Genomic DNA, 25,900 nt, shown 5'->3' on the forward strand with positions numbered 1-25,900 from the left:
AGGCTCTATAAATGCGCTTTGTTCCGCGGGGCCGCCGGACCCTGGCAGCGTGCGCCGTGACGGTTCTTGCAGCTTCCACAGCCGCGTGCACGTCCCCGGACTCCACCGGCGCCGCCGCGCGCAGCGGAGCCGGCATCACGGTTTTTGCGGCGTCCTCGCTCACCGACGTGGTCGGGCAGCTGAATGCGGCGTACGACGGCGGCGGGCGCCTGCGCGTCAACATCGGCTCCAGCAGCCAGCTTGTAGCGCAGCTGCAGTCCGGCGCCGAAGCGGACGTGGTGATTACGGCCGACCTCGAGGCACTCGACCCCCTGCGGACCGGGCTGGACCGGGAGACGGTGCTGGCCAGCAACAACCTGGTGCTGGCCCTGGCCGCGGACAACCCGGCCGGGATCCGAGTGTTACGCGATGTTGCGGGCGACGGCGTCCGGGCCGCCCTGTGTGCACCCTCGGTTCCGTGCGGGCGGGCAACCTCACGGGTCCTGGAGGCAGCCGGCGTAGCCGTTCCCGCACCGAGCCTGGAGGACAGCGTCCGCTCGGTGCTGACCAAGGTCGCCACCGGCCAGGCCGACGCCGGGTTTGTCTACCGGACCGATGCCCTGGCCGCAGCCGGGTCCGGCGTGACCTACCTGCCGCTGGAGGATCCCGCCCCTAACCGGTACCCCGCGGGACTGACCGCTGAAGGGGCCGGCAACGCCGATGCGGCAGCATTCTACGAATGGCTTACGGGCCCGGAAGCGGCAGCCATCCTCGCCGAGGCAGGGTTCGGCCCGGCGGACCCGGGGAGCAACGATGCCCCTTAGGACGCAGGAATTCCAAGCGGCACCGGGCTCCGCATCCGCCATGAGCCGGGAGGCACGCGCCACGACGCCCGCCTGGCTCTGGGTGCCGGCCGGCGTCGCGCTGCTCCTGTGCGCCGGACCGGTCGCGGCGCTGCTGCTGAATGTCCCCTGGACATCGCTGCCGGAACTGCTGGGCTCCGACGCGGCCCGCACCGCGCTGGGGCTCTCCCTGGCCACCTCGGCCTGCTCCACGCTGCTCTGCGTCCTGCTGGGCCTGCCGCTGGCCGTGCTGCTCAGCAAACTGGAGGGGCCATGGATCCGGCTGATGCGCGGAATCCTGCTGATCCCGCTGGTGCTCTCACCCGTTGTCTCCGGCATCGCCCTGCTGTATTTCTGGGGCCGGCAGGGGATAGCCGGGAAGCTGCTCGGCACCGTGGGACTGGACGTGGGGTACTCGCCGGCCGCCGTCGTTATTGTCCAGGTATTTGTTTCCCTTCCATTCTTCGTGGTCGCGTCGCTGAACAGCCTGTCCGCCGTTGACCGGGACCTGGAAATGGCCGCCGCCACGTCCGGAGCGGGTCCCACCGCGATCCTGCGCCACATCACCTTGCCGCTCGCGCTTCCGGGCATCGTGGCGGGCACGTTGCTGGCCTTCGCCCGGTCACTGGGCGAATACGGAGCCACCATCACCTTCGCGGGGAGCATTGAAGGGAGCACCCGGACCCTGCCGCTGCAGATCGAACTGAGCCTGAACTCCAACCAGCCGCAGGCGGCCTTGGGCATCTGCCTGATGCTTATTGCCCTGTACCTGCTGGTCCTGCTGCTGGCCCGAATCGCCACCGGACGGCTGCTGCCGCGATGAGCACCCGGGGACGGCCCGCCCGGGGGTCCGCCGGAGGCCCGGAGCGGACCAACCGGTGGTGGGCGGCGGCTGCAGGACTGGTCGCCGCGGGACTCGGCGTGGCTTCCGGGGAGCTGCTCGCCGCCATTGCCAGTCCGTCGCTGTCCCCGGTTTCCGCCGTCGGTTCGGTGGTCATCGACGCCGTCCCCGGCCCGGTCAAGGACGCCGCGATCAACCTCTTTGGGACGGCTGACAAGGCCGCGCTGCTGGTGGGGATGGGACTGATCATCGCGCTTGCCGCCGTCGCTGCCGGTGTCTTGGAGCTGCGCCGTCCGCCGACGGGCGCCGCGGTGCTGGGGCTCTTCGGGGCCGCCGGGCTGGCGGCAGTACTTACCCGGCAGCAGTTCTCGCTGCTGGCCCTCCTGCCGCCGATAGCCGCTGCCGGCGTGGCCGTCCTGGTCCTGCGGGCGCTTACGGCGCGGATCCGGGACCTCGCCGCGGCGCAGACGAACGACGACGCCGCGGTGCGCCGCCGTACGGTGCTCACCTCGGTGGGCGGGGGCGCGGCGGTGGCCCTGCTCGGTGCCGCGCTGGCAGGGATAGCCCGCGGGGGTCAGGTGGGCGTCACGGCCCTGCGCGAAACGGTCCGGCTGCCGGTGCCGTCCCGGCGTGCGGCAGCGATACCCGCCGGAGCCGAGCTCGCCGTCGACGGCCTGGCGCCGCTGGTGACTCCCGCCGCCGATTTTTACCGGATAGACACGGCCCTGAGCGTGCCGCTGATCGACCCGGCGGACTGGCGGCTGCGGATCACCGGCATGGTGGACCGCGAAGTGGAACTGGGCTACGCGGAACTCCTCGCGGCGCCGCTGCAGGAAAGCTACGTCACCCTCGCCTGTGTTTCCAACGAGGTGGGCGGGAACCTGATCGGCAACGCCCGGTGGCTGGGGCTGCCGGTCCGGGACCTTTTGGCCCGGGCCGGGGTGCAGCCGGGCGCGGACATGGTGCTCTCCACCAGCCGGGACGGGTGGAGCGCTTCCACCCCTTTGGAGGCACTGACCGATGACCGGGACGCGCTGCTGGCCGTAGGCATGAACGGGGAACCGCTGCCGCTGGAACACGGTTTCCCCGTCCGGCTGGTTGTGCCCGGACTGTACGGATACGTGTCGGCGACCAAGTGGGTCACCGAGCTGCGGGTCACCCGGTTCGCGGATGAGACCGCCTACTGGACGGACCGGGGCTGGGGCGAGCGCGGCCCGGTCAAGCTCTCCTCCCGCATCGACGTTCCCGGCCGTACGCCGGTCTCCGCCGGCACGGTCACCGTGGCCGGCGTGGCGTGGGCGCAGCACACCGGCATCAGTGCCGTACAGGTGCGCGTGGACGACGGCGGCTGGCAGGACGCGCAGCTGGCTCCCGGGATCTCCGCGGATACGTGGCGGCAGTACCGGATCGCAGTGGAGCTTGCCCCGGGCGGGCACGACATCACGGTCCGGGCCGTGGACGCGAACGGCGTCCGGCAGGCGGAAGAAAAACGGCCAGTGCTTCCCGACGGAGCCACCGGCCTGCATACAATTCGGGTGACGGTGCGCTGAGGCCTTTCCAGCCCTCGACTTCCTGCCCACCCATCTCCCAAGGAGGAACATGTCGGTAGAACCGGCTCCACAAGGTGTCCCGGCACCGGCATCCGCTGCACCGTCCGACACCGCCGGACCCCGGCAGGCAGCGGCCCACCGGCAAGCCGTGGAGGACCTCCTGCGGACCTGGTTCCAGGCGCATCCGCCCGCCCACGAGACCGTGGCACTGAACGCCGCGGCCGGGCGGCTCCTTGCCGCCGAAGTGCGTGCACCGGGGAACCTGCCGCCCTTTACGAACTCGCAGATGGACGGTTACGCCGTCCGGGTTGCCGACCTCGCTGCCGCGGGGGACCTGCCGCCGGCCCCCGGCAGGGTCCGCCTGGCCACGGCCGCACCCATCCCGGCCGGCTCGGCACCGCCGCCGCTGCTCCCCGGCACCGCCGCACCCGTGATGACCGGTGCCATGCTGCCCGAGGGTGCCGACGCCGTCGTTCCGATCGAGGCCTGCACGCCCGACACCTTCGTGCCCGCCGCGGAGCCCCCTGGCACCGTGGCGGTCCCCGCAGAGGTGCCCGCCGGGCAGTTTGTCCGCAGGGCAGGCAGCGATATTGCCGCAGGAACCCCGGCGCTGCCCGCCGGTGCCGTGCTGGGTCCGCTGCAGCTGGGCCTGCTCGCGGCACTCGGCCTGGACCGCGTCACCGTCCGGACACGGCCGCGGGTGCTGCTGCTGACCACCGGAGACGAAGTCATCGAACCGGGCCGGCCGCTCGGGCCGGGCCAGATCCACGACGCGAACACCACCCTGCTCCGCAGCTCGCTCGAGGAGGCGGGCGCGGAGGTACTCCGGTCCCGGATCCTGGCCGACTCCCCGCAGGAGTTCACTGACCGGCTCCGTGCCGACGTCGCGGCAGACGCCCCGGACCTGGTCCTCACCTCGGGCGGCATCAGCAAGGGAGCCTACGAGGTGGTGCGCCAGGGCCTCGCCTCGCAGGACGTGGCGTTCCTGTCCGTGGCCATGCAGCCCGGCGGTCCGCAGGGCATCGGCACGGTCGACGGCGTCCCGTTCCTCGGGTTCCCGGGCAACCCGGTCAGCTCGCTGGTCTCCTTCGAGATGTTCCTGCGTCCGGCCCTGACGGCCGTCACCGGCGCGCCGCGGCCTCGGGCGGAAGTGCCCGCCCGCCTCACCGCCCCGCTCGGCAGCCCCGCCGGCAAGCACCAGGTGCGCCGCGGCCGGTACACGGCCGGAACGGTGGAACCGGTGGGCGGACCCGGGTCCCACCTGGTCCATGCCCTGGCCTCCTCCAACGCCCTGATCTCCGTCCCCGTGGGGACGGAGCACCTCGAAGCCGGCGCAGAAGTGACAGTATTGCTACTGGAATAACCGCAACTGTGTCCCGCCCGGACGCCGTGCCCGAAAGGACCCTGCCGTGAGCGCCGAACCCGAAGACCTCCACCCCGCCGGCCTGACCCACGTCCGCGAGGACGGCTCCGCGCACATGGTGGATGTCTCCGCCAAGACCGAAACCACGCGCCAGGCCACGGCACAGGCCGTGCTGCGCAGCACCGCCGAGGTGGTACGCCTGATTGCCGACGGCGGGCTGCCGAAGGGCGACGCGCTGGCCGTGGCCCGGGTGGCCGGCATCATGGCCGCCAAGCAGACGTCCAACCTCATCCCGCTGTGCCATCCGCTGCCCCTGACGAAGGTCACCGTGGACTTCACCCCGCGGGAGGGCGACGTCGTCGTGGAAGCCACCGTGAAGACCAAGGCACTCACCGGCGTCGAAATGGAAGCGCTGACCGCCGCCTCCGTGGCCGCACTGACGCTCTACGACATGATCAAGGCCGTCGACAAACATGCCCGCATCACCGACATCATGGTGCGGGCCAAGTCCGGCGGCAAAAGCGGAGACTGGGCGTTGTGAGCACTCCGTCATCCCGCCGCACCGCAGGGGTACTGATTGCCTCCACCCGCGCCGCCGCCGGCACCTACCAGGATGAATGCGGCCCGCTGATTGCCGACTGGCTGTATGCCCTGGGCTATGACATTGTGCTGGCCGAAGTGGTGCCCGACGGCGTGGAGGTCGCCGCGTCGCTGCAGCGCATCCTCGCCCTCGAACCTTCGGTCCTGCTCACCAGCGGAGGCACCGGGCTCAGCCCGGACGACGTCACCCCCGAGTCCACCGAGCCCCTGCTGGACCGGCACGTGCCCGGAGTCATGGAAGCCATCCGTGCCAAGGGGCTGGCCTCGACGCCGATGGCCGCCATCAGCCGCGGGTTCGCCGGCACCGCCGGCCGCACCTTTGTGGTGAACCTGCCCGGTTCCCCGGCCGCGGTGGCGGACGGGCTGGCCGTACTGGAACCGATCATCGGCCATATCTGCGGCCAGTTGGAAGGAAAGCGTGAACACTAGCGAAGTTGTCCGTGCCACCGTCTCCGCCGAGCCGCTGAGCAGCACCGAGGCCGAACAGAACGCGTGGTCGCCGGACTGCGGCGCCGTGGTCCTCTTCAGCGGCATCGTCCGCAACCACGACGACGGCAAGTCCGTCACGGCACTTGCCTACAGCGCCCACCCCACGGCACAGTCCGTGCTGGGCGAGGTAGCCGCCGGAATTGCGGCGAAATACGACGGCGTCCGGATCTGGGTGGCCCACCGCACCGGGGACCTGGACATCGGTGACGCCGCCCTGGTGGCTGCCGTCGCCTCGGCCCATCGAGGCACCGCGTTTGCGGCCTGCTCCGAGCTCGTGGACACGGTCAAGGCGAACGTGCCCATCTGGAAGGAGCAGGGCTTCACGGACGGCAGCACCGAGTGGGTGGGCGTCAGCGACCGGCCCTGACCGGTAATCTGGAGCCTATGAGCGAAAAACTTGCCGTAGCGGTCCTCGGGGCCGCAGGCCGCATGGGGTCCGAGGCCGTTGCCGCCGTCGAGGCCGCCGAAGACATGGAACTCGTTGCAGCGCTGGGCCGTACCGACCCGCTGGAAACCCTCGTCTCGGCCGGTGCCCGGTACGTAGTGGACCTGACCGTGCCGGACAGCACCGAGGCCAACGTCCGCTTCGCCGTCGAGCACGGCATGCACGCCGTGGTCGGCACCACCGGATGGGATGCCGAGCGGCTGGGCCGCCTGGCGAAGCTGCTGGAAACGTCCCCCGCTACCGGTGTGCTCATCGCGCCGAACTTCGCCCTCGGCTCCGTGCTGGCCTCGGCCTTCGCCGCCAAGGCCGCCCGCTACTTCGAATCGGTGGAACTGATTGAGCTGCACCACCCGGACAAAGTGGACGCCCCCTCGGGAACGGCCGTACGCACCGCGCAGCTGATCGCCGCCGCACGCGCCGAGGCCGCTGCGGCTCCCTCTCCGGATGCCACAACCAAGGCACTGCCGGGAGCGCGCGGCGCGGAGGTGGACGGAGTGCACGTGCATTCCGTGCGGCTGCGCGGGCTGGTGGCCCACCAGGAAGTGCTCCTGGGCGGGCCGGGCGAGCAGCTGACCATCCGGCATGATTCCTTCGACCGCGCCTCCTTCATGCCCGGTGTCCTGCTGGGCCTGCGGCAGGTCGCCGGCCATCCCGGACTGACCGTCGGACTTGACGGCTACCTCAACCTGAACGACTAAGGAACACGTTGTCTTTCTTCACCGGCCTTTTCTCCAACCGCGCCAAGCTCGGCGTGGCCCTGGTGACCCTGCTGCTCTTCTTCTACCTGTGGGTCTCGGCGCAGCGCGGCTGGCTGCTGCTCACTTCTGACGAAATTTCGGCCAAACTGATGGGCCTTGCCTACCTGGTGCTGCCGGTGGTCGGCGCGTGGGCGCTCATCCGCGAGCTGATGTTCGGCAACCGGACGGAGCAGATGGCCCGGATCCTGGCCGAGGAAGGCCGGCTGCCGGTGGATGACCTGCCGCGTACGCCTGCCGGACGGATTGTGCGGGAAGCCGCGGACGCCCAGTTCCCCGTGTACAAGGCCGAGACCGAGGCCGCCCCCGAGGATTGGCGCAGCTGGTTCCGGCTGTCCTGCGCCTACGACGCCGCCGGGGACCGCACGCGCGCCCGGCGCACCATGCGGCAGGCCGGCAGGCTCTATGCGGGAACCCGGAACCAGCCCGGAGCCTAGCGCTTCTGCCGGGCCGGGGCCGCGGTCCGGCCGCCCTTGCCGCGGGCCAGCCGGGAGGCGCCCGAGGTGACCAGTTCCAGCGGGCCGCGTGCGTCGATGCGTTGGAACAGGACGGCCAGCACCACCAGGATCGCCGCTTGGATCCAGTACACCGGCATCGGTTCCAGGGGCGGGCTCTGCTGGTCCACCATGGTCATCACCCACACGTGCAGGCTGTACAGGGTGAGGGTCATGGCGCCGGCCGCGGAGAGGGGCAGCAGGAGGTTCGGCCGGGCACGCGTCAGGAGCAGGCAGGCGCCCAGCACGGCGGCTGCGGTGCCGGCGGTGTGCAGCATGTCCAGGCTGGTGTTGGAATGCGGTCCTGCCAACGCGAGCCACCACCAGGAACCGGTCTGCTCCACCGAACTGAGATTGACCTCCAGCATCCGTGCCAGCGGCCACTGCTGCCCGGACTCGGTGGCCCGGAGGGCATCAAAACCGCCCAGCTCACCAAGCAGGTAATAGGAGGTCAACTTTGCGGTCACGGCGGCAAACACCCCGCCCGTGAGCAGTCCCACCTGAACCGGCAGGCTGGTCAACGCCAGCCGCCCGATCACCAGCCCCAGCAGGATATAGCTCAGCCACTGCAGCACCGGGTAGAACCCCGTGACGAAGACATCCGCTGCCAGCGCGGCGGGGGAGAGGAACGCCTCCCAGGTGATGTTTCCACCGATATCCGACGGCGAGAGGTTCCGCAGCAGCCAGTCCCGCGCCACGTAGGCAAGCACCGGGGACAGGAGCAGCCAGGCCCCGGCCCAGACGGCCAGCCGGCGAAGCGGCATACCCAGGAACGGCAGCGCCAGCAGGAACAGGACGGCGTAATGGAAGAGGATGACGGCGATGGTGGTTTCCAGTCCGCCCAGGGCCAGGCCCACCAGGGCGATGATGAGTGCCCGCACCGCAATTCCGCGCCGGTCCCGGTTCACTGCCTTCGCCTCATGGGGTTCGCTGCCGCCGGTCAGCAGCGCCAGCCCGACGCCGGCAACCACCGCGAACAAGGCCGAGGAACGTCCGGAGAACACCAGCCCGGTCAGGCTGGGATCGCCGGTTTCCTGGTTGTAGAGCGGCAGCACGTGCGTGGCGATCATGCCCAGCAGGGCGATCCCGCGGGCAGCATCGATGCCGGTCAGGCGGCGTTGGTTCATGCACAGAATCGTCTCACAGGCCGCCGGGCCGGCTGCCGCTTCCACATACTGTTGCCCCATTGCGGTGCGTAACGGGTAACGTTTCACCCATGGATTTCCAAAACAGCACGCTTCCTTTCGGCACCCTCGTCACCGCCATGGTGACCCCGTTCACCGAGGACGGGGAAGTGGACTTCGACGCCACTGCCTACCTGGCGAACAAGCTCGTCGAAGACGGCTGCGACGGCCTGGTGGTATCCGGCACCACCGGTGAAACCTCCACGCTGGAAGACAGCGAGAAGGAAGACCTGTTCCGCGTGGTCGCCCAGACCGTGGGCGGCCGTGCCAAGGTCATTGCCGGCACCGGCACCAACCACACGTCCCACTCGGTGGAGATGGCCCGCCGTGCCGAGCGTGCCGGCGTCGACGGCCAGCTGGTGGTCACCCCGTACTACAACAAGCCCACGCAGGCCGGCGTGCTGGCGCACTTCGACGCCGTCACCGCGGCCACCGACCTGCCGGTCATGGTGTACGACATTCCCGGCCGCGCCGGCATTGCCCTGAGCACCTCCACCATCTTCCGGCTGGCCGAGAACCCCCGGATCCTGGCGCTGAAGGACGCGAAGGCGGACTTCGCCGGCATCACCCGCGTGCTGGCCAACACCACGCTGGACGTCTACGCCGGCGACGACGGGCTGACCCTGCCGTGGATGGCCGCCGGTGCCGTCGGCGTCGTCAGCGTGTCCGCGCACGTGGCCACCGCGCAGTTCCGCGCCCTGGTCGACGCCGCCGCAGCCGGGGACTTCGCCACCGCCCGCCGCATCCACTTCGAACTGGATCCGGTGGTCCGTGCCGTAATGACCCACATTCCGGGCACCGTTTCGACGAAGCAGATCCTGGCGATGCAGAAGGTCATTCCCACTGCAGCGGTCCGGTTGCCGCTGGTGGCCCCCGACGCCGTCGAGATGGAAGCCATCCTGACCGACCTGGCCGAAGCCGGCATGGACTTCTCCCGGACCGAGGCGTAAGCAATCATGAGCGAAACTGCCGAAACCGCCGGACCCGGCCTGTTGACCCCGCCGCCGCTGGAGGCGGAAACCCTGAGGATCGTCGCGCTGGGCGGCCTGGGGGAGATCGGCCGGAACATGGCCGTCTTCGAAATCGACGGCAAGCTGCTCATCGTGGACTGCGGTGTCCTCTTCCCCGAGGAAACCCAGCCCGGCGTGGACCTCATCCTGCCGGACTTCTCCTACATCGAGGACCGCCTGGATGACGTGGTCGGCGTGGTGCTCACCCACGGCCACGAGGACCACATCGGCGCGGTGCCGTACCTGCTGCGGCTGAAGAACGATATTCCCCTGATCGGTTCGCAGCTGACGCTGGCGCTGGTGGAAGCGAAGCTGCAGGAACACCGCATCAAGCCGTTCTCCCTGACGGTCACCGAGGGGCAGATCGAGCAGCTCGGCCCGTTCGAATGCGAATTCGTGGCGGTCAACCACTCCATCCCCGACGCGCTGGCTGTGTTCATCCGCACCGCTGCCGGCACGGTGCTGCACACCGGCGACTTCAAAATGGACCAGCTGCCCCTGGACGGCCGGATCACGGACCTGCGCGCCTTCGCCCGGCTGGGTGAAGAGGGCGTGGACCTGTTCATGGCAGACTCCACCAACGCCGACGTCCCCGGGTTCACCACCGCCGAACGCGAAATCGGCCCGGTGCTGCAGGAACTGTTCGGCAAGGTGGACAAGCGCATCATTGTCGCTTCCTTCTCCTCCCACATCCACCGCGTCCAGCAGGTCCTCGACGCTGCCGCCGCGGACAACCGCTTCGTCTGCTTTGTCGGACGGTCCATGGTGCGCAATATGGCGATCGCCGAGAAACTCGGTTACCTCCACGTGCCCGAAGGCATCCTGGTCGACCTGAAGAACGTCGACGAGCTGCCGGACAACAAGGTGGTGCTGATGTCCACCGGATCCCAGGGCGAGCCCATGGCGGCCCTGTCCCGGATGGCGAACGGCGACCACCGGATCCGCATCGGCAAGGGCGACACCGTCATCCTCGCCTCATCCCTGATTCCCGGCAACGAAAACGCCGTGTTCCGCGTGATCAACGGGCTTATGCGGCTGGGCGCCGACGTCGTACACAAGGGCAACGCGAAAATCCACGTCTCCGGGCACGCAGCCGCCGGTGAACTGCTCTACTGCTACAACATCCTGCGGCCGAAGAACGCCATGCCGGTGCACGGCGAGACCCGGCACCTCATCGCCAACGGCCGCCTGGCCGCTGCCACCGGTGTCCCGGAGCAGAACATCATCCTGGCCGACGACGGCACGGTGGTCGACCTGCGCGACGGCAAGGCCCGCGTGGTGGGCGAAGTGGAGTGCGGCTTCGTCTATGTGGACGGGTCCAGCGTCGGAGCGATCACCGACACCGACCTGAAGGACCGGCGGATCCTCAGCGAGGAAGGCTTCATCTCCATCATTTCCGTGGTGAACCGCAGTACCGGCACCATCGTCTCCGGCCCGGAAATCCACGCCCGCGGCTTTGCCGAGGGTGACGCGGTCTTCGACGAGATCATTCCCAAGATCAGTGCGGCCCTGGAAGAAGCGGTGCGCTCCAACACCGACCACACCACCTACCAGCTGCAGCAGGTGGTCCGGCGGGTCGTGGGGACCTGGGTCAACCGCCGGCTGCGGCGCCGTCCCATGATCGTGCCGGTAGTGGTCGAGGCCTAGTCCGGGCCGTGGTACAGGGTGGGCAAGTAGCCCGAAAACCGTTCCCGGCCGCGTAAATTCAGGGTATCCGGGGCCCCATCGGGTAGCGTGGCTCGTATGGCGACTCGTACTTCCCCTGCCGCACGCAGCGGTGCCTCCGGCCGGACCTCGGCCCGGAGCGCCGGCGGCAGCTCAAGCAAGACATCAGGCAAGTCCAGCGCGCGCGGCGGATCCGGAGGCCGGGGGACCTCTGCGTCGCGCCAGGCGCCCCCGGACCAGCTGCCGCTGCCGCTGCGCGCGGTGGAGAGCGCCTGGATGGGCATCTCCCGCATCGCAGGGGCCGGCGTCCGCAAGCTCGGCGCCGATGTATCTCCCGAGCGCGAAATCCGCCGCGACGGGACCGGATTCTTCCTGATCCTGCTTGCCCTCGCCGTCGCCACCGTCGAGTGGTGGGCCCTGCGCGGTCCCGTCGCCGACGTGATCCACGCCGGCGCGGCCGGAACATTCGGCTGGATGGCCGTGGTGCTGCCCTTTATGCTCACCGCCGGCGCAGTCCGCCTGTTCCGCTACCCGGAGCGGCACCGAGCCAACAGCAGGATCAGCATCGGCCTCGTGATCATGCTGCTCGCCGGCTCCGGCATCACGCACATTGCGGGCGGCCTGCCCGCACTGTCGGACGGGTTCGACCGGCTCTGGGCCTCCGGCGGCATCGTCGGCTTCCTCGTCGCCGGACCGTTGTCCGCCGCCCTGACTCAATGGCCGGTGCTGGTCCTCCTTTCGCTGCTGGTGTTCGTGAGTGTCCTGATCATCACGGCCACGCCGTTCCGCCATATTCCGCTGCGCCTGCGGGCAATGTATGAACACCTCATGGGCCAGGACCTGGACCCCGATGATCCTGAAGCGCACGACCAGAGCTACCTCTACGGCACGCCTAAGCCGGAAAAGGTCCGCAAGCCGCGCAAGAGCCGCCGCGAAAAGGAAGCCGAGGCCGCTGCCGCGCAGGACGGTTTCGCCGGCGACGAAGCATTTGAACGCGCGCTGCTGCAGGACGAGGAAGATGAAGCAGCAGCCGCTGCCGCGGCCGCGCCGGCAGTACCCCCTGGAGTCCGGCGTCCCACGCAGTCCGAACTGGCCACGCAGAAGATCCGCCGCAACCAGGGCCTGCCCGTCGACGGCGGCATGGACACCGCCGAGCCGCCCACCGAGGCCATCAGCACCGTCCCCGGCGCCACCGAAGTCCTGAACCTGGCCGCCGTTCCGCCCGTAGCACCCGTGCCGTCCCGGCCGGTCCAGCCGGTCCCGCCGAACACACCCATCCCGCAGCGCACCGAGCAGCTGCAGCTCTCCGGCGACATCACCTATACGCTGCCGCCGTCGGACTTCCTGCCCCCGGGACCGCCGGCGAAGGAGCGCTCCGAAGCCAACGACGCCGTCGTCGCCGCACTGACGCACACGCTCGAGCAGTTCAACGTGGACGCGAAGGTCACCGGATTCTCCCGCGGCCCGACGGTCACCCGCTACGAGATCGAACTCGGCGAAGGCACCAAGGTGGAACGCGTCACCGCGCTGTCCAAGAACATTGCCTACGCCGTGGCGAGCTCCGACGTACGCATCCTGTCGCCCATTCCGGGTAAATCCGCCATCGGCATCGAAATCCCCAATGCGGACAAGGAAGTTGTTGCCCTGGGCGATGTCCTGCGGTCCAACTCCGCCCGGAAGACCGAGCACCCCATGGTCATGGGTGTGGGCAAGGACGTCGAAGGCGGCTTCGTGGTGGCCAACCTGGCCAAGATGCCCCACCTGCTGGTGGCCGGAGCCACCGGTGCCGGTAAATCCTCCTTCGTGAACTCGATGATCACGTCCATCCTGATGCGCTCCACGCCGGATGAAGTCCGCATGGTGATGGTGGACCCCAAGCGTGTGGAGCTGACCGCCTACGAAGGCGTGCCGCACCTGATCACCCCGATCATTACCAACCCGAAGAAAGCCGCGGAAGCGCTGCAGTGGGTGGTCCGCGAAATGGACACCCGCTACGACGACCTCGCAAACTTCGGCTTCAAGCACATCGACGATTTCAACAAGGCCGTCCGCAACGGCAAGGTGGTGCCCCCGGCCGGATCCAAGCGGGTCATCCGGGCCTACCCGTACCTGCTGGTGATCGTGGACGAGCTCGCCGACCTCATGATGGTCGCCCCGCGGGACGTCGAAGACTCCATCGTGCGCATCACCCAGCTTGCCCGCGCCGCCGGCATCCACCTGGTGCTGGCCACGCAGCGGCCGTCCGTCGACGTCGTGACCGGCCTGATCAAGGCGAACGTCCCCTCCCGCATGGCGTTCGCGACCTCCTCGGTCACCGACTCCCGCGTGGTGCTGGACCAGCCCGGCGCGGAAAAACTCCTCGGCCAGGGCGATGCCCTGTTCCTGCCGATGGGATCCAACAAACCCATCCGCGTGCAGGGAGCCTGGGTTACCGAGTCCGAGATCCACCGGGTCGTTGAGCACGTCAAGGGCCAGCTGCAGGCCGTCTACCGCGAAGACGTCGCCGTCACGGCACCGAAGAAGCAGATCGACGACGACATCGGAGACGACCTCGACGTCCTGCTGCAGGCGACCGAACTGGTGGTGACCACGCAGTTCGGTTCCACCTCCATGCTCCAGCGCAAGCTGCGCGTGGGCTTCGCGAAGGCCGGCCGGCTCATGGACCTGCTGGAATCCCGCGGCGTGGTGGGACCGTCCGAGGGTTCCAAGGCCCGCGACGTGCTGGTGAAGCCCGATGACCTGGCCGCCACCCTCGCTGCCATCAGCGGCGGCGAAGCTCCGGCGCCGTCCGGGGGAGCCGGAGCCGCGGCGCTGGCGGACAACGCCAATGCCAACCACGGCTTCGACCCTGCCGGGCCGGTGGACCTGGTTGCCGCGGACCTGGAGGGCAGGCCGCAGGCGAGCGACTACCACGACGACGCGGACGACCCGGACGGTTCCGAAGATGCCTGGAACCTCACCGGCCGGTGAATCTTCGCTAGGCTGAAGGCGTGAGCAATTCTCCTACCGATAGGGTTCCGACCCTCAATATCGCCAATGCCCTGACGGTGGCGCGGATCCTGATGGTTCCGCTCTTTATCTGGTTCCTGGCGTCCGACGACGGCCGTGACGGCCTGTTCCGTTGGCTCGCCGTGGCAACCTTCGCCGTCGCCATCTACACCGACAAGCTCGACGGCGATATTGCCCGCAGCCGCGGGCTGATCACCGACTTCGGCAAGATCGCCGATCCGATTGCCGACAAGCTGCTGATCGGTTCGGCGCTGGTGATGCTTTCCCTGCTGGGCGAGCTGTGGTGGTGGGTCACCATCGTTATCCTCGTCCGCGAACTGGGCATCACGCTGATGCGCTTCGTTGTGATCCGGTACGGCGTTATGGCCGCCTCCCGGGGCGGCAAGCTCAAGACCGTGGTCCAGACCTTCGCCATCTTCGTGTTCCTGCTTCCGCTGACCGCGTGGCTGGGTGCCTGGGCCTGGTGGATCGGAGCCGTCTTCATGTCTGCCGCGCTCGTCATCACAGTCGTGACCGGCGTCGACTACGTCCTGCAGGCCGTCAAGCTGCGCCGCGCCGGCAAGCGCGCATGAGCGACGCGCCTGCCGCCGTCCTGGCGGGCGAGGTTGTGGCCGTTGCCCGGGACACGGGGCGGACCGTCGCCACTGCAGAGTCGCTCACCGCGGGCATGCTCTGCGCCGAGCTGGGGTCGGTCCCCGGTGCCTCGGCGGTTTTGCAGGGCGGCGTGGTTGCGTATCAAAATGGAATCAAGCTGTCCGTCCTCGGGGTTCCGGCCGAGCTCCTGGCCCAAGCCGGATCCGTCGACGGTAGGGTGGCGGAGCACATGGCGGCCGGGGCGCGGCGGGTTCTTGGCGCCGACGTCGGGGTATCCACCACCGGCGTCGCCGGACCTGATACACACGACGGCAAGCCGGTTGGTACCGTGTTCCTTGGGATCGCTACTTCCGAAGGGACCTCCTTCCGGGAGTTTCTGTTCGCGGGGGACCGTACGGCCATCCGAACGGCGGCATGCAGGGAAGCACTCGCCATGCTGGCGTCAGTGCTGGAAGACCGCTAGCGGGGCGGAAATCGGGAAGCTGCGCAGGCGGGAACAAAACCGGCAGGGCGTCAGTTGTTAGTATCAGGAACCGCCAAGGTTCCTTTATTACGATCTTTGGACAGTCTGCGGTACCGCCGCAGTCCGTACTCACAGGGAGCAGGACGATACACATGGTTAAGCAACCCGTATCCGTGAACGGCGTGATCCGCTGGCGGGATGTAGGGTTGGCGGAAGACGCACACCGGGAGCCTAAGGAGCGCAAGATGGTAGTTCTTCGTCACGAGATTGGTGATGTACTCCGCGACGTGCGCCAGCGCCAGGGCCGGACCCTGCGCGAGGTGTCGCATAGCGCCCGCGTTTCTCTCGGCTACCTCAGCGAGGTTGAGCGCGGACAGAAGGAAGCATCATCCGAACTTCTGTCTTCAATCTGCAGTGCCCTCGATGTGCCCCTGTCCCTGATGCTCCGAGAGGTCAGCGACCGGGTGGCAAACGCCGAAGGCGTTGCCATTCCAGACACCGTGCCATCTGAGTTTTCGCGGGAGTTCGCCCGCGAATTCCCCGAAGACCTGGCACGGGATCTGGCCCGCACATCCTAAAAACCGCACACCGCACACCGCAGCGCGTCACGCAGGCCGAACGGAATCGGCCGTAGCGACCGTGTTGCCCCATAGACATACCCCTTGACGCTGTTGCATCAGGGCGAAGAAATCTCCAGAGGAAACCCCCGCAGGCGCGGTGCCTGCGGGGGTTTGTTCTGTCCGGTGCCTGAACTGTCCGGGGCCTAGCGGCCTTCCTCCACGGGAGGCTCGTCCTCCAACTGATCCCCGACGGGCCGGACGGAAGCATTCAGTTTGTGCAGCAGCCGGACCAGGGTATGCAGTTCCTCCGACTCCCACCCCGTCCAGGTACGCCGGAAGTGCTCCTTGCGCGCAGTGGCCGTTCCTTCCAGACGGGCAGCACCAACCTCGGTGAGATTGATCGGCTGTGCCCGTCCGTCCTCCGGGTCCGCATGCTTTTCCACCAGCCCCAGCGACTGCAGCATGGCTACCTGACGGCTCAGGGAGGGCTTGCCCACGCCGACCGCTGCGGCCAGATCCGTCAGGCGCATGGGCCCCTGCTGATGGAGCAGGACCATCAGGCCGTAGGCCGAAGGTTCCATATCCGGGTGCACCTCCCGGGCGATCCGGTGGGAGCTGGCCCGGGCGCGGCGCCACAGCACGCTGAGTTCCTGCTCAAGGTCCTCTATGGCCGTGTCCTTGTCCGGTTCGGCGCCGGAGGGAGGGTTGCCGTCGGGTAAAGCGGCGGGACCGGATGTTTCGGTCATCCTCCCATTGTAGGATCGCCGCCCTTCCACGGCACTGGAATACCTCGGGCTTTTGGAGCCGCGGGCCGGTTCGCTGCCGTGTTTCGTGCGTGAGAGGATTAATCGATGCGTATCAGCGATTTCTGGCGGCTTATGGATGACGAGTTCGGTGCGGCCTACTCCAGGGTCCTGGCCGCGGACCTGGTGCTCGGGCAACTCGGAGGGGTCACGGCCGCACAGGCCTTGGACAAGGGCATGGAACCCAAATCCGTATGGCTGGCGGTATGCGACATCCAGGACGTTCCTCCCGAACGCCGGCTGGGCCGCGACGTCAAGCCCAAGGCAAACTAGGGCTGCCGCCGCTCCCGGCCAACGGACACGCCGGGGTCCGCTGTTCGAATATTTGTTCGGATAAAGATATGCTCCTACACAGGGGCCCGTCCTAGCCGATGCGGCCCGGGATATCCACAAGACAACGAGTTATACGTTCCGGTCAGCCGTTTTGTCAGTGCCGCCGGATAGGGTCGTAGATAAGAAATGACGACCGGCCTACGGGCCGCCCACAACCACAACACGAGGTGAAGAATGGCTGCTCCAGCCGACCGCGCAAAAGCCCTAGAGGCAGCGCTGGCCCAGATTGACAAGCAATACGGCAAGGGCTCGATCATGCGCCTGGGCGACGAAGTGCGCGCCCCTGCCGAAACCATTTCCACCAGCTCCGTGGCGTTGGATGTTGCGCTGGGTATCGGTGGCCTGCCGCGTGGCCGCGTGGTGGAGATCTACGGACCTGAATCTTCCGGTAAGACCACCCTCGCGCTCCACGTTGTCGCCAACGCGCAGAAGAACGGCGGCATTGCCGCGTTCATTGACGCCGAGCACGCACTGGACCCCATCTATGCGGCCAAGCTGGGCGTGGATACGGACTCGCTGCTCGTTTCGCAGCCGGACACCGGCGAGCAGGCCCTGGAGATCATGGACATGCTGATCGGCTCCGGCTCGGTCGACGTCGTGGTCATTGACTCCGTTGCCGCACTGGTTCCGCGTGCCGAAATCGAAGGCGACATGGGCGACAGCCACGTGGGCCTGCAGGCCCGCCTGATGAGCCAGGCACTCCGTAAGATCGCCGGCCGCCTGAGCCACACCAATACCACCGCAATCTTCATCAACCAGCTGCGTGAAAAGATCGGTGTCTTCTTCGGCAGCCCGGAAACCACCACCGGTGGCAAGGCGCTGAAGTTCTATGCTTCGGTCCGTATCGACGTCCGCCGCATCGAGACGCTGAAGGAAGGCACCAACCCGGTGGGTAACCGTACGCGTGCCAAGATCGTCAAGAACAAGATGGCTCCGCCCTTCAAGCAGGCCGAGTTCGACATCATGTACGGCGTCGGTATTTCCCGCGAAGGCGGACTGATTGACATGGGCGTGGAACACGGCCTGGTCAAGAAGTCCGGTGCCTGGTTCACCTATGACGGTGACCAGCTGGGCCAGGGCAAGGAAAACTCGCGCAACTTCCTGAAGGACAATCCCGATCTGGCGGACGAGTTGGAGCGCCGTATCCGCGAAAAGCTCGGAATCGGTGTTCCTGCCGCTGAAGAGCCCGCAGCACCCAAGCTGAAGGCAGTCGGAAAGGACTCCTAGCAGCGGCCCGCGGACCCGGGGACACCTGTCCTGGGACAGCAGGATCAGGGAAGCCGCTCCCGCATGGGGGCGGCTTCCCGTCCGGTCGGTCCGGTCGGTCCGGTCGGTCCAGTCCGCACGGAACGGCGCTACGGCGCAGCTACTCTCCGCGGCGGTCCGGGGGAGTGGAAGTCCGGGGAGGAAAAGGGAACAAGGCCCTGGAGCGGATGGTTATGGATACCTCGCAGGAAGAGACCCTGGCAGAGCTGAAGCGACGGCTTGCCGAAATCAGCGCTGCGGCGGCGGCAACTGCGCCCGCCGGTGACGGGGACGCTCCGGGCGGCGCGAAGGGAACGCGCACCGCACCCGAGCCGGTGGACGCCAAACCTGGCGCTTCCAGGCCTGCCCGCCGCCGCAAGACGCCCGCGAAGACGCCCGATACCTTCAAGGAAGACGGTTTCGGTGAGGAAGCTCCCGCCGACGAGCCCTGGGCGGAACCCGGTACAGGCGGCTCCGGGTCGAAGCGGGGAGGGAAAAAGTCCGGCCGCGGGCGGCAGGGCTGGGGGCAGCAGGGTGCAGACGCGGACCAGCCGGAGGAAGCCGTCCCGCTGACGCCGGAGGAAGCTTACGCCGAGGCAAAAGCCATCGTCCTGCGCCAGCTGACTGCCTCTCCCAAGAGCCGCAAACAGCTTGAAACCAAGCTTGCGGAAAAGGAAATCCCGCCGGAAGCCGCAGCTGCGGTCCTTGACCGTTTCGAAGAAGTGCAACTCGTGGATGATGCCGAGTTTGCGCGGCTGTGGGTCCGCAGCAGGTCCCAGAGCAAGTCCCTTGCCCGCGGGGCCCTGCGGCGCGAGCTGACGGAAAAGGGCATTGCACCGGATCTCGCCGCTGAAGCGCTTGAACAGGTCAGTGCCGACGACGAACTCGAAGCGGCGCGCGCCCTGGCGAGGAAAAAGCTCCAGGCGTCCGCCGATCTTTCCGACCGCAGCGTGCGCGATAAACAGACCCGCCGACTGGTGGGGATGCTGGCCCGGAAGGGTTATTCCCCGTCGCTCGGCTTTCGGGTAGCGGCTGAAGTCATCGGTGAAGTCCGGGATGCCAGGGGGGACTCCGTCTAACCGGCGGACTGCGGGCCGGCGCCCGGCCGGCCTGGGGAACGCGGCGAAACAGCGGCGCTATTAGTCGTGGTGTCAATCCGACGCGCCGTATCGTATGCTGTGCCAACTATGTTAAAGATGAGGTTGGCGGGGCCCATGTTGCATCCAGTAGGTCGATTCTCTCCGTTGCGTGCCCGGAGGACCCCGTTCTATGCCCTGGTCCTTACGGGCGTGCTGGCCTCGGCGGTCCTCACTGCCGCCCCTGGTTCCGCCGCGGATCCCTACCCTTCCTGGGATGATATCCAGCAGGCAAAATCCTCTGAGTCGGCCAAAGCCGCTGAAGCAGAGAAGCTGGAGGGTCTGCTTACGGACCTGCGCGAGGACGCCGGATCCCTGGGCGACGCGGCAGTGGAGGCAGCGAACCGCCACAACGAGGCCAGGGATGCCCTTGCCGCCAGCGACAAGGAGCTTGCTGCCCTGGCCGCGCAGCGGGAAGCCGCCGCGCAGCAGTCCGACGAGTTGATGCGGCAAGTCGCCGGGCTTGCGGCCGAGACCTACAAGTCCGGCGGGTCCGCCGCCGACAGCATGACTTTGATGCTGCTCGACACGGATGCCTCGGCAGATGCCCTGCACGGCGCAGACCTTATGGACAGGGTCTCATCGCGGGCGGGCAACCTGTATGCCGGTGCAGTGGCGTCTGAAAAAGTCGCTGACGGATTCCGGGAGCAGGAACAGGAAGCAAGGAATGCCCGGGCCAAGCTTGCCGCCGAAGCGGAAAAGGCACTCCAGGAGGCAGGAGCCTCGGCCGCGGCCGCAGGCAAGGCAGTGCAGGACGAAGAAGCCCGCAAAGCCGTCCTGCTTGCACAGTTGGCGGATCTGCACGGCAGCACAGCCGCCGCGGAGGAGGCCCGGCTCCGCGGGATAGCCGCTGAGAAGGCGTTTCAGGAACAGCACAATGCCGCGGAACGGGCGGCTGCAGGAGGAACCGTACCGAAGGGGCAGCAGCCGGCTAATCCGCCGGTCGGCACAGCACCCAACCCGCCGGGAGCGCAGCCCCCGGAAGTCGCGGTGCCTGCGCCTCAGCCTGCCCCCGCCCCCGCACCTGCCCCGGTCCAGCCTGCCCCGCCGCCCGCGCCCGCACCGGGACAGCCGGTGAACGATCCGGCGGGTGCACAGAACTACGCATCCGGGCGCATGGGCGACTACGGCTGGGACGGGAACGAGTTCCGGTGCCTGGTCATCCTCTGGAATCACGAGTCCAACTGGCTAACCACTGCCGACAACCCCTACAGCGACGCCTACGGCATCCCGCAGTCCCTGCCGGGGAGCAATATGTCGAGCCACGGTGCCGACTGGCAGACCAATTACCGGACCCAGGTCAGCTGGGGCCTGGACTACATCAAGTCCCGGTATGGCACACCGTGTGCGGCCTACGCCTTCTGGCAGCGCAACAACTGGTACTGAGCGGGTACCTGTAGCGACAGGCAGGCTACCTGGTCGACGCCAATAGCGGCGTTACCGTTTTGAGACTTTTCCCAGAAAACTCCGATACGGTCCTGCGCTTGTGACTTCAACTAACTTGACGCGACGCGAAGAGACCCGCATCCGACGAGCCCTGCGACGCCGTCGGCGGCTCCACCTCGGTGCCGCAACCGCGCTGGGTTCCCTGGCAGCGGTAGGTGTTTCCGGCGCTGCCCTTGGCACTGCCGGAGCGAACCTCCGGGCCACGGCCGGCATCCAGCTGGTGAACCTGGCCGAGCCGCTCCTTGCCGCTGCCGACACCGCAGAGGACGCCGACGACGGCAGGGACAGCGCAGCAGGACCGGACGAACGTCCAGCGACTAACAGCGTGCCCGATCGGCAGGCGGCGGAGAATCCCCTGACGGTCGAAGCGGGGACGGGAACAGAGGTCGAGGCGCCGGAACCCCTGGAGCCCCCGGCGGAGCCCGCAGCCGACGAGGCCGCACGAAGTGCTGCAGCGGAGGCAGCCGCACAATCGGCTGCGGACGACGCGGCCCGAGCCGCCGTACCGCTGGACGATCCCGCCGCGGCCAAGGCCTACGCTGCCTCGGCCCTGCCCGCCCGCGGTTGGGACGCGGGCCAGCTAACCTGCCTCGACACGCTCTGGACGAAGGAATCGGAATGGCTGACCAGTGCCCTCAACCCCGGCAGCGGGGCCTACGGAATTGCGCAGTCCCTCCCGGCGGAAAAGATGCAAGTGGCCGGAGCCGACTGGAAAGTCAGCTATTCCACGCAGATCAACTGGGGCCTGGACTACATTGCGTCCCGCTACGGCAGCCCCTGTGGTGCACTCAGTTTCCATTACGCCAACAACTGGTATTAGGAAAAAGTCTGCCGCGGGGCATACCGGACGGTACCGCCGATGGACGTACCCTAGGAGGGTGAGTTTGACTGTTTCTTCTCCCGCCCCCGAGTCCGCTGCGGCCCAGCCCCGCACCTACGAGGTGCGCACCTTCGGCTGCCAGATGAATGTGCATGATTCCGAGCGGATTTCGGGCCTGCTGGAAGGCGCGGGTTATGTGCCGTCCGACGGCGGCCTGGCGGACATCGTCGTGTTCAATACCTGTGCCGTGCGGGAGAACGCGGACAACAAGCTGTACGGCAACCTCGGGCAGCTGGCGCCGGTCAAGGAAAAGCGGCCCGGGATGCAGATCGCCGTGGGCGGCTGCCTGGCCCAGAAGGACCGGGATGCGATCCTGCGCAAGGCCCCCTGGGTGGACGCCGTCTTCGGCACGCACAACATCGGTTCGCTGCCGGCACTGCTGGAACGGGCCCGGCACAATGCCAAGGCCGAGCTGGAGATCCTGGAGTCGCTGGACGTCTTTCCCTCCACGCTGCCCACCAAACGAGATTCCGTGTATTCGGGCTGGGTCTCGATCTCCGTGGGCTGCAACAACACCTGCACTTTCTGCATCGTCCCGTCGCTGCGCGGCAAGGAACGCGACCGCCGGCCGGGGGAGATCCTGGCGGAAATCCGGGCCCTGGTGGACGACGGCGCCATCGAGGTAACGCTGCTCGGACAAAACGTAAACTCCTACGGGGTGGAGTTCGGCGACCGCGGGGCCTTCGCCAAGCTGCTGCGGGCCTGCGGCGGCATTGAGGGCCTGGAACGGGTGCGGTTCACCAGCCCGCACCCTGCGGCCTTCACCGACGATGTCATTGAGGCCATGGCCGAGACGCCCAACGTGATGCCGCAGCTGCATATGCCGCTGCAGTCGGGCTCGGACAAGGTCCTCAAGGACATGCGCCGCTCCTACCGGTCAAAGAAGTTCCTCGGCATCCTGGACAAGGTCCGCGAGCGGATGCCGCACGCGGCCATTTCCACGGACATCATTGTCGGTTTCCCGGGGGAGACCGAAGAGGACTTCGCCGCCACCCTCGACGTCGTGGAGCAGTCCCGCTTCGCCACCGCCTTCACCTTCCAGTATTCGAAGCGTCCGGGCACCCCGGCGGCAGAGCTGGCCGACCAGCTGCCCAAGGCCGTGGTGCAGGAGCGCTACGAACGCCTCACCGCGCTGCAGGACCGGATTGCCGCCGAGGAAAACGCCAAGCAGGTGGGCACCACCGTCGAGGTCATGGTCACCGCCGCTTCGGGCCGTAAATCCGGCGAGACCGGGCGTCTGTCCGGACGTTCCCGGGACCAGCGCCTGGTGCACTTCTCGGTGCCCGACGGCGCGCCGGTACCGCGCCCGGGCGACCTCGTGACCGTGCCGGTCACGGCGGCCGCTGCGTTCCACCTGATCTCCGACCCCGCCGGACCCGCGGACTACTCGCTGCGGCGTTCGCGCGCAGGTGATGCCTGGGACCGCTCGCAGGCCGAGTCCTGCGGGGTACCGGCCGGACCTGCAGGCACCCGCACCGGTGTGTCCCTGGGCATGCCCGCGCTGCCGCCGCGTTCCTGAGCGCCCGTGAACCCTTCCCCAAGTCTCCCCGATTCCCCGGCGGTAACCCCCTTGAGTGCTTCCATGCCGTCCGCTTCCGTGCCGTCCGCCGACGAACGGCCGGTGATCGCCGTCGTTGGTCCCACCGGGTCCGGAAAGTCCGACCTCGGCGTTGCCCTGGCCCTGGAGCTCGGCGGGGAAGTGATCAATGCCGATTCCATGCAGTTCTACCGGGGGATGGACATCGGCACGGCGAAGATTTCCGTAGCCGAACGCCGCGGCGTGCCGCACCACCTGCTGGACATCATGGACGTGACCGAAGAGGCAAGCGTCTCGGCCTTCCAGGCGCAGGCACGGGAGCTGATTTCTGAGATCCGGGCGCGGGGCAGGTACCCCATCCTGGTCGGGGGTTCCGGCCTGTACGTCCGGGCCGCACTGGACGTCCTGGACTTCCCGGGTACCGACCCGGCGGTCCGCGCCGGGATCGAAGCCGAGCTGGAAACCCGGGGCCTGCCCGCGCTGCAGGACCGGCTGCGGGAAGTGGACCCCGTCTCAGCCGAACGGATCTCCGATGCGCGCCGGGTGGTACGCGCGCTGGAGGTCTTCGAGTTGACCGGACGCCCCTTCAGTTCCTTCATGCCGGTGCGCCAGTACGTCTCGCCGGCCGTGCAGATCGGCCTGGGCGTGGAACGCCCGGTGCTGCACGAACGCCTGGCCCGTCGGGTGGACAGGATGGTGGAACAAGGGCTGCTCGAAGAAGTCCGGCGGCTGGAGCCGGCAGGACTGCGCACCGGCCGGACCGCTTCGCGCGCCCTGGGATACGCACAGTTCCTGGCCGTCCTGGACGGGAAATCGTCCGTGGCGGAAGCCTCGGCTGCAACAGTGGTGGCTACCCGCCAGTTCGCCCGCCGGCAGCTGACCTGGTTCCGTGCGGATCCCCGGATCACCTGGCTGGAGCACAACGACCCCCGGCTGGTGGCCCGGGCGGCCGCGGCCGTCCGGGAAGGGCACCCGCCCAGTATCCTTGGTAAGTGACCAATACTTCTGCTTCCTCCGCCGCATCCCTGTCCGCCTCCGGCCTGCCCTCCTCCGTTGCGGGACTGCCCTTCGCGAAGGGTCACGGCACCGGCAACGACTTTGTGCTGGTGGCCGATCCCGACGCTGCGCATGATCTTGCCGCCGACGAAGTAGCCGCTGTCTGCGACCGGCACCGCGGAGTGGGCGGCGACGGTTTCATCCGGGCTGTCCGGTCCGAGCATCTCCCTGAAGGCCGTGCCCTGCTGCAGACAGCTCCGGACGCCGGGTGGTTCATGGACTACCGGAACTCGGACGGCAGCATCTCGGAAATGTGCGGGAACGGGGTGCGCGTCTTCGTGCACTTCCTGCTGGAAGAGCAGCTGGTGGAACTGGCCGAAGGCGCGTCCCTGGTGATCGGTACCCGCGCCGGGGTCAAGACCGTAACCCGGATGGCCGGCGGCTATGCGGTGGACATGGGGCCCTGGGAGTTCATTTACCCCGACCACGCGGCTGCCAAATCCATGGACACGGTGGTCAACGCAGACGGACTGGAGGTGCCCCGCCCGGGCCTGTCCGTCAGCATGGGCAACCCGCACACCGTCGTGGCCCTCGCGGAACTGGATGAACTGGCCGCGACCAACCTGACGGCAGCTCCGTCCGTGCAGCCGGAGCCGGAGCACGGCACCAACGTGGAGTTCGTGGTCCCGGCCGAGCCGCTCGTAGAAGACGGGGTGGGGCTTCTCACCATGCGCGTCCACGAGCGCGGCGTCGGCGAAACCCTCTCCTGCGGTACCGGCGCCTGTGCGGCCGCCGTAGCCACCCGGTTCTGGGCCGGAGCCGACGCACCCGATGACTGGGCGGTGACTGTGCCGGGCGGCGTCGTCGGCGTCCGTTTCCTGACCGGACCCGACGGCCGCGAACATGTGGAGCTCAGCGGACCGGCCGTCCTGGTGGCACGCGGCACCCTGCTCTAGGCGCTGCGTTCCACCTTCAGGGTCCGGAAGGACTTCGCGGTGCTGTGGCGGGAGACGGTGAATCCGGACGGCAGCGTCTCCGCCAGCCAGCGCTGCAGGGAATCCGAGCCCAGGTTTTTCTGCACCACCAGCCAGGCAGTGCCGCCCGGCGCCAGGCGCGGCAGCCAGAGCAGCAACAGGGCATGCAGTTCCTCTTTGCCGATCCGGATGGGCGGGTTGGACCAGATGGTGTCGAAGCGTACTTCGGGGTCCACCTCCTCCGGCAGCGAGGCCGTGACGTTGCCGCAGCCCAACGCCGCTGCGTTGTCCCGGGTCAGCGCGATGCAGCGTTCGTTGACATCGACCGCGTAGACCCGGGCCGCGGGGGATTTCAGCGCCAGGGTGAGGGCGATGGGTCCCCAGCCGCAGCCGATGTCCAACAGGTTGCCGGTTTCCGGCGGCGCGGGAACTTCCTCCAGCAGAACCATCGTGCCCTTGTCGATCCCGTCGGGGCTGAAGATCCCGCCCGCTGTCTGCAGGGTCCGTTCGGTCCCGTTGAGGCTGACGCGCAGCGGTTTGCGGACCTCGGGCCCGGACGGTGTGGAGGAGAAGTAGTGGTCTGAACCCATAACAGTCCAGATTAGTCGCTGCAGGCGTGTGGCATGGAATTTATGGGTGGCCGTACGGGTTGTAAGGGACAGCTGGCGCGGTAGGGATCCATTGCGGAGAAGGTTGTTTTCCTGAGG

Annotated in this window: 26 protein-coding genes; 23 read left to right on the forward strand and 3 right to left on the reverse strand. The window is 68.0% G+C overall.

What is annotated here, in order from left to right; genetic code table 11:
* Positions 1-11 precede the first annotated feature (11 nt).
* The 9 genes from modA to NNX34_RS14500 are packed head-to-tail and all read left to right on the forward strand — an operon-like array spanning position 12 to position 7,301.
* Positions 12-803: a molybdate ABC transporter substrate-binding protein gene (gene modA, locus NNX34_RS14460; RefSeq protein WP_255767184.1), complete on the forward strand. Its 792-nt coding sequence runs from the start codon at positions 12-14 to the stop codon at positions 801-803.
* The gene (gene modB / locus NNX34_RS14465; RefSeq protein WP_255767186.1) at positions 793-1,644 is read left to right on the forward strand and encodes a molybdate ABC transporter permease subunit; all 852 of its coding nucleotides are present in this window, start codon (positions 793-795) and stop codon (positions 1,642-1,644) included. The genes modA and modB overlap by 11 nt, the downstream gene beginning before the upstream one ends.
* The gene (locus tag NNX34_RS14470) at positions 1,641-3,212 is read left to right on the forward strand and encodes a molybdopterin-dependent oxidoreductase (protein WP_255767187.1); all 1,572 of its coding nucleotides are present in this window, start codon (positions 1,641-1,643) and stop codon (positions 3,210-3,212) included. The genes modB and NNX34_RS14470 overlap by 4 nt, the downstream gene beginning before the upstream one ends.
* 49 nt (positions 3,213-3,261) lie before the next feature.
* Positions 3,262-4,575 (forward strand): gephyrin-like molybdotransferase Glp, encoded by a 1,314-nt coding sequence (gene glp / locus NNX34_RS14475; protein WP_255767188.1) that lies wholly within the window; start codon positions 3,262-3,264, stop codon positions 4,573-4,575.
* A gap of 46 nt (positions 4,576-4,621) precedes the next feature.
* On the forward strand, positions 4,622-5,116 hold the full coding sequence (gene moaC / locus NNX34_RS14480; protein WP_227924493.1) for a cyclic pyranopterin monophosphate synthase MoaC: 495 nt from the start codon (positions 4,622-4,624) through the stop codon (positions 5,114-5,116).
* A complete protein-coding gene (locus tag NNX34_RS14485; protein ID WP_227924494.1) occupies positions 5,113-5,604 on the forward strand; it encodes a molybdenum cofactor biosynthesis protein B in 492 nt (163 codons plus the stop codon). Before moaC ends, NNX34_RS14485 begins: the two co-directional genes overlap by 4 nt.
* Positions 5,594-6,031 (forward strand): molybdenum cofactor biosynthesis protein MoaE, encoded by a 438-nt coding sequence (locus tag NNX34_RS14490; RefSeq protein ID WP_255767189.1) that lies wholly within the window; start codon positions 5,594-5,596, stop codon positions 6,029-6,031. The genes NNX34_RS14485 and NNX34_RS14490 overlap by 11 nt, the downstream gene beginning before the upstream one ends.
* Positions 6,032-6,048: 17 nt before the next feature.
* Positions 6,049-6,807, forward strand: coding sequence for a 4-hydroxy-tetrahydrodipicolinate reductase (dapB, locus tag NNX34_RS14495; RefSeq protein WP_255767190.1), 759 nt, complete (start codon positions 6,049-6,051; stop codon positions 6,805-6,807).
* An 8-nt stretch (positions 6,808-6,815) separates the two neighbouring features.
* Positions 6,816-7,301, forward strand: coding sequence for a hypothetical protein (locus tag NNX34_RS14500; RefSeq protein ID WP_255767191.1), 486 nt, complete (start codon positions 6,816-6,818; stop codon positions 7,299-7,301).
* Here the strand turns inward: NNX34_RS14500 and NNX34_RS14505 are convergent.
* Positions 7,298-8,485 (reverse strand): heparan-alpha-glucosaminide N-acetyltransferase domain-containing protein, encoded by a 1,188-nt coding sequence (locus NNX34_RS14505; RefSeq protein ID WP_255767192.1) that lies wholly within the window; start codon positions 8,483-8,485, stop codon positions 7,298-7,300. The two genes, NNX34_RS14500 and NNX34_RS14505, sit on opposite strands and share 4 nt — an antisense overlap.
* 89 nt (positions 8,486-8,574) lie before the next feature.
* Between NNX34_RS14505 and dapA the strand changes: the two genes are divergently transcribed.
* From dapA to NNX34_RS14535, 6 genes are all read left to right on the forward strand, one after another.
* On the forward strand, positions 8,575-9,492 hold the full coding sequence (gene dapA, locus NNX34_RS14510) for a 4-hydroxy-tetrahydrodipicolinate synthase (RefSeq protein ID WP_255767193.1): 918 nt from the start codon (positions 8,575-8,577) through the stop codon (positions 9,490-9,492).
* A gap of 6 nt (positions 9,493-9,498) precedes the next feature.
* Positions 9,499-11,199 (forward strand): ribonuclease J, encoded by a 1,701-nt coding sequence (locus NNX34_RS14515; protein WP_255767194.1) that lies wholly within the window; start codon positions 9,499-9,501, stop codon positions 11,197-11,199.
* Positions 11,200-11,295: 96 nt separating this feature from the next.
* Positions 11,296-14,187, forward strand: a complete 2,892-nt coding sequence (locus NNX34_RS14520) for a DNA translocase FtsK (RefSeq protein WP_255767195.1) — start codon at positions 11,296-11,298, stop codon at positions 14,185-14,187.
* Between the two features lie 20 nt (positions 14,188-14,207).
* Positions 14,208-14,798: a CDP-diacylglycerol--glycerol-3-phosphate 3-phosphatidyltransferase gene (pgsA, locus tag NNX34_RS14525; RefSeq protein ID WP_255767196.1), complete on the forward strand. Its 591-nt coding sequence runs from the start codon at positions 14,208-14,210 to the stop codon at positions 14,796-14,798.
* Positions 14,795-15,283 carry a CinA family protein gene (locus tag NNX34_RS14530; RefSeq protein WP_255767197.1) on the forward strand — a complete coding sequence of 163 codons (489 nt, stop codon included), beginning with the start codon at positions 14,795-14,797 and terminating at the stop codon, positions 15,281-15,283. The genes pgsA and NNX34_RS14530 overlap by 4 nt, the downstream gene beginning before the upstream one ends.
* Before the next feature lie 152 nt (positions 15,284-15,435).
* Complete coding sequence (locus NNX34_RS14535) at positions 15,436-15,861, forward strand: helix-turn-helix domain-containing protein (RefSeq protein WP_269436632.1); 426 nt, start codon at positions 15,436-15,438, stop codon at positions 15,859-15,861.
* 185 nt (positions 15,862-16,046) lie between these two features.
* Here the strand turns inward: NNX34_RS14535 and NNX34_RS14540 are convergent, their stop codons facing one another.
* Positions 16,047-16,589, reverse strand: coding sequence for a MarR family winged helix-turn-helix transcriptional regulator (locus NNX34_RS14540; protein WP_255767198.1), 543 nt, complete (start codon positions 16,587-16,589; stop codon positions 16,047-16,049).
* 105 nt (positions 16,590-16,694) lie between these two features.
* Here NNX34_RS14540 and NNX34_RS14545 point away from each other — a divergent pair, with 105 nt between their 5' ends.
* From NNX34_RS14545 to dapF, 8 genes are all read left to right on the forward strand, one after another.
* Positions 16,695-16,919 (forward strand): DUF3046 domain-containing protein, encoded by a 225-nt coding sequence (locus NNX34_RS14545; RefSeq protein WP_227924506.1) that lies wholly within the window; start codon positions 16,695-16,697, stop codon positions 16,917-16,919.
* Between the two features lie 234 nt (positions 16,920-17,153).
* Entirely contained in the window at positions 17,154-18,206 is a 1,053-nt protein-coding gene (recA, locus tag NNX34_RS14550) for a recombinase RecA (protein ID WP_227924507.1), read from the forward strand.
* Positions 18,207-18,418: 212 nt separating this feature from the next.
* A complete protein-coding gene (locus NNX34_RS16210; RefSeq protein ID WP_308219739.1) occupies positions 18,419-19,303 on the forward strand; it encodes a regulatory protein RecX in 885 nt (294 codons plus the stop codon).
* A 135-nt stretch (positions 19,304-19,438) separates the two neighbouring features.
* Positions 19,439-20,746, forward strand: coding sequence for a lytic transglycosylase domain-containing protein (locus NNX34_RS14560; protein WP_255767199.1), 1,308 nt, complete (start codon positions 19,439-19,441; stop codon positions 20,744-20,746).
* 100 nt (positions 20,747-20,846) lie between these two features.
* The gene (locus tag NNX34_RS14565) at positions 20,847-21,626 is read left to right on the forward strand and encodes a hypothetical protein (RefSeq protein WP_255767201.1); all 780 of its coding nucleotides are present in this window, start codon (positions 20,847-20,849) and stop codon (positions 21,624-21,626) included.
* 58 nt (positions 21,627-21,684) lie between these two features.
* Positions 21,685-23,205 carry a tRNA (N6-isopentenyl adenosine(37)-C2)-methylthiotransferase MiaB gene (gene miaB, locus NNX34_RS14570; protein WP_255767202.1) on the forward strand — a complete coding sequence of 507 codons (1,521 nt, stop codon included), beginning with the start codon at positions 21,685-21,687 and terminating at the stop codon, positions 23,203-23,205.
* A 63-nt stretch (positions 23,206-23,268) separates the two neighbouring features.
* Positions 23,269-24,219: a tRNA (adenosine(37)-N6)-dimethylallyltransferase MiaA gene (gene miaA, locus NNX34_RS14575; protein ID WP_255767203.1), complete on the forward strand. Its 951-nt coding sequence runs from the start codon at positions 23,269-23,271 to the stop codon at positions 24,217-24,219.
* The gene (gene dapF / locus NNX34_RS14580) at positions 24,216-25,175 is read left to right on the forward strand and encodes a diaminopimelate epimerase (protein WP_255767204.1); all 960 of its coding nucleotides are present in this window, start codon (positions 24,216-24,218) and stop codon (positions 25,173-25,175) included. Before miaA ends, dapF begins: the two co-directional genes overlap by 4 nt.
* Here the strand turns inward: dapF and NNX34_RS14585 are convergent.
* Complete coding sequence (locus NNX34_RS14585) at positions 25,172-25,783, reverse strand: class I SAM-dependent methyltransferase (protein WP_255767205.1); 612 nt, start codon at positions 25,781-25,783, stop codon at positions 25,172-25,174. The genes dapF and NNX34_RS14585 overlap by 4 nt on opposite strands.
* Between the last annotated feature and the right edge of the window lie 117 nt (positions 25,784-25,900).

The organism is Arthrobacter sp. zg-Y1116 (genome assembly GCF_024385485.1).
Classification (GTDB): domain Bacteria; phylum Actinomycetota; class Actinomycetes; order Actinomycetales; family Micrococcaceae; genus Arthrobacter_B.

Excerpts from the sequence above, each read along its gene's own strand:
- NNX34_RS14540 (WP_255767198.1), bottom strand. The coding sequence starts at position 16,589 with ATGACCGAAACATCCGGTCCCGCCGCTTTACCCGACGGCAACCCTCCC.
- NNX34_RS14470 (WP_255767187.1), top strand. The coding sequence starts at position 1,641 with ATGAGCACCCGGGGACGGCCCGCCCGGGGGTCCGCCGGAGGCCCGGAG.
- NNX34_RS14535 (WP_269436632.1), top strand. The coding sequence starts at position 15,436 with ATGGTTAAGCAACCCGTATCCGTGAACGGCGTGATCCGCTGGCGGGAT.
- modB (WP_255767186.1), top strand. The coding sequence starts at position 793 with ATGCCCCTTAGGACGCAGGAATTCCAAGCGGCACCGGGCTCCGCATCC.
- NNX34_RS14530 (WP_255767197.1), top strand. The coding sequence starts at position 14,795 with ATGAGCGACGCGCCTGCCGCCGTCCTGGCGGGCGAGGTTGTGGCCGTT.
- dapB (WP_255767190.1), top strand. The coding sequence starts at position 6,049 with ATGAGCGAAAAACTTGCCGTAGCGGTCCTCGGGGCCGCAGGCCGCATG.
- NNX34_RS14585 (WP_255767205.1), bottom strand. The coding sequence starts at position 25,783 with ATGGGTTCAGACCACTACTTCTCCTCCACACCGTCCGGGCCCGAGGTC.
- recA (WP_227924507.1), top strand. The coding sequence starts at position 17,154 with ATGGCTGCTCCAGCCGACCGCGCAAAAGCCCTAGAGGCAGCGCTGGCC.
- NNX34_RS14520 (WP_255767195.1), top strand. The coding sequence starts at position 11,296 with ATGGCGACTCGTACTTCCCCTGCCGCACGCAGCGGTGCCTCCGGCCGG.
- modA (WP_255767184.1), top strand. The coding sequence starts at position 12 with ATGCGCTTTGTTCCGCGGGGCCGCCGGACCCTGGCAGCGTGCGCCGTG.
- NNX34_RS16210 (WP_308219739.1), top strand. The coding sequence starts at position 18,419 with ATGGATACCTCGCAGGAAGAGACCCTGGCAGAGCTGAAGCGACGGCTT.
- NNX34_RS14545 (WP_227924506.1), top strand. The coding sequence starts at position 16,695 with ATGCGTATCAGCGATTTCTGGCGGCTTATGGATGACGAGTTCGGTGCG.
- NNX34_RS14560 (WP_255767199.1), top strand. The coding sequence starts at position 19,439 with ATGTTGCATCCAGTAGGTCGATTCTCTCCGTTGCGTGCCCGGAGGACC.
- dapA (WP_255767193.1), top strand. The coding sequence starts at position 8,575 with ATGGATTTCCAAAACAGCACGCTTCCTTTCGGCACCCTCGTCACCGCC.
- NNX34_RS14505 (WP_255767192.1), bottom strand. The coding sequence starts at position 8,485 with ATGAACCAACGCCGCCTGACCGGCATCGATGCTGCCCGCGGGATCGCC.
- glp (WP_255767188.1), top strand. The coding sequence starts at position 3,262 with ATGTCGGTAGAACCGGCTCCACAAGGTGTCCCGGCACCGGCATCCGCT.
- NNX34_RS14515 (WP_255767194.1), top strand. The coding sequence starts at position 9,499 with ATGAGCGAAACTGCCGAAACCGCCGGACCCGGCCTGTTGACCCCGCCG.
- miaA (WP_255767203.1), top strand. The coding sequence starts at position 23,269 with ATGCCGTCCGCTTCCGTGCCGTCCGCCGACGAACGGCCGGTGATCGCC.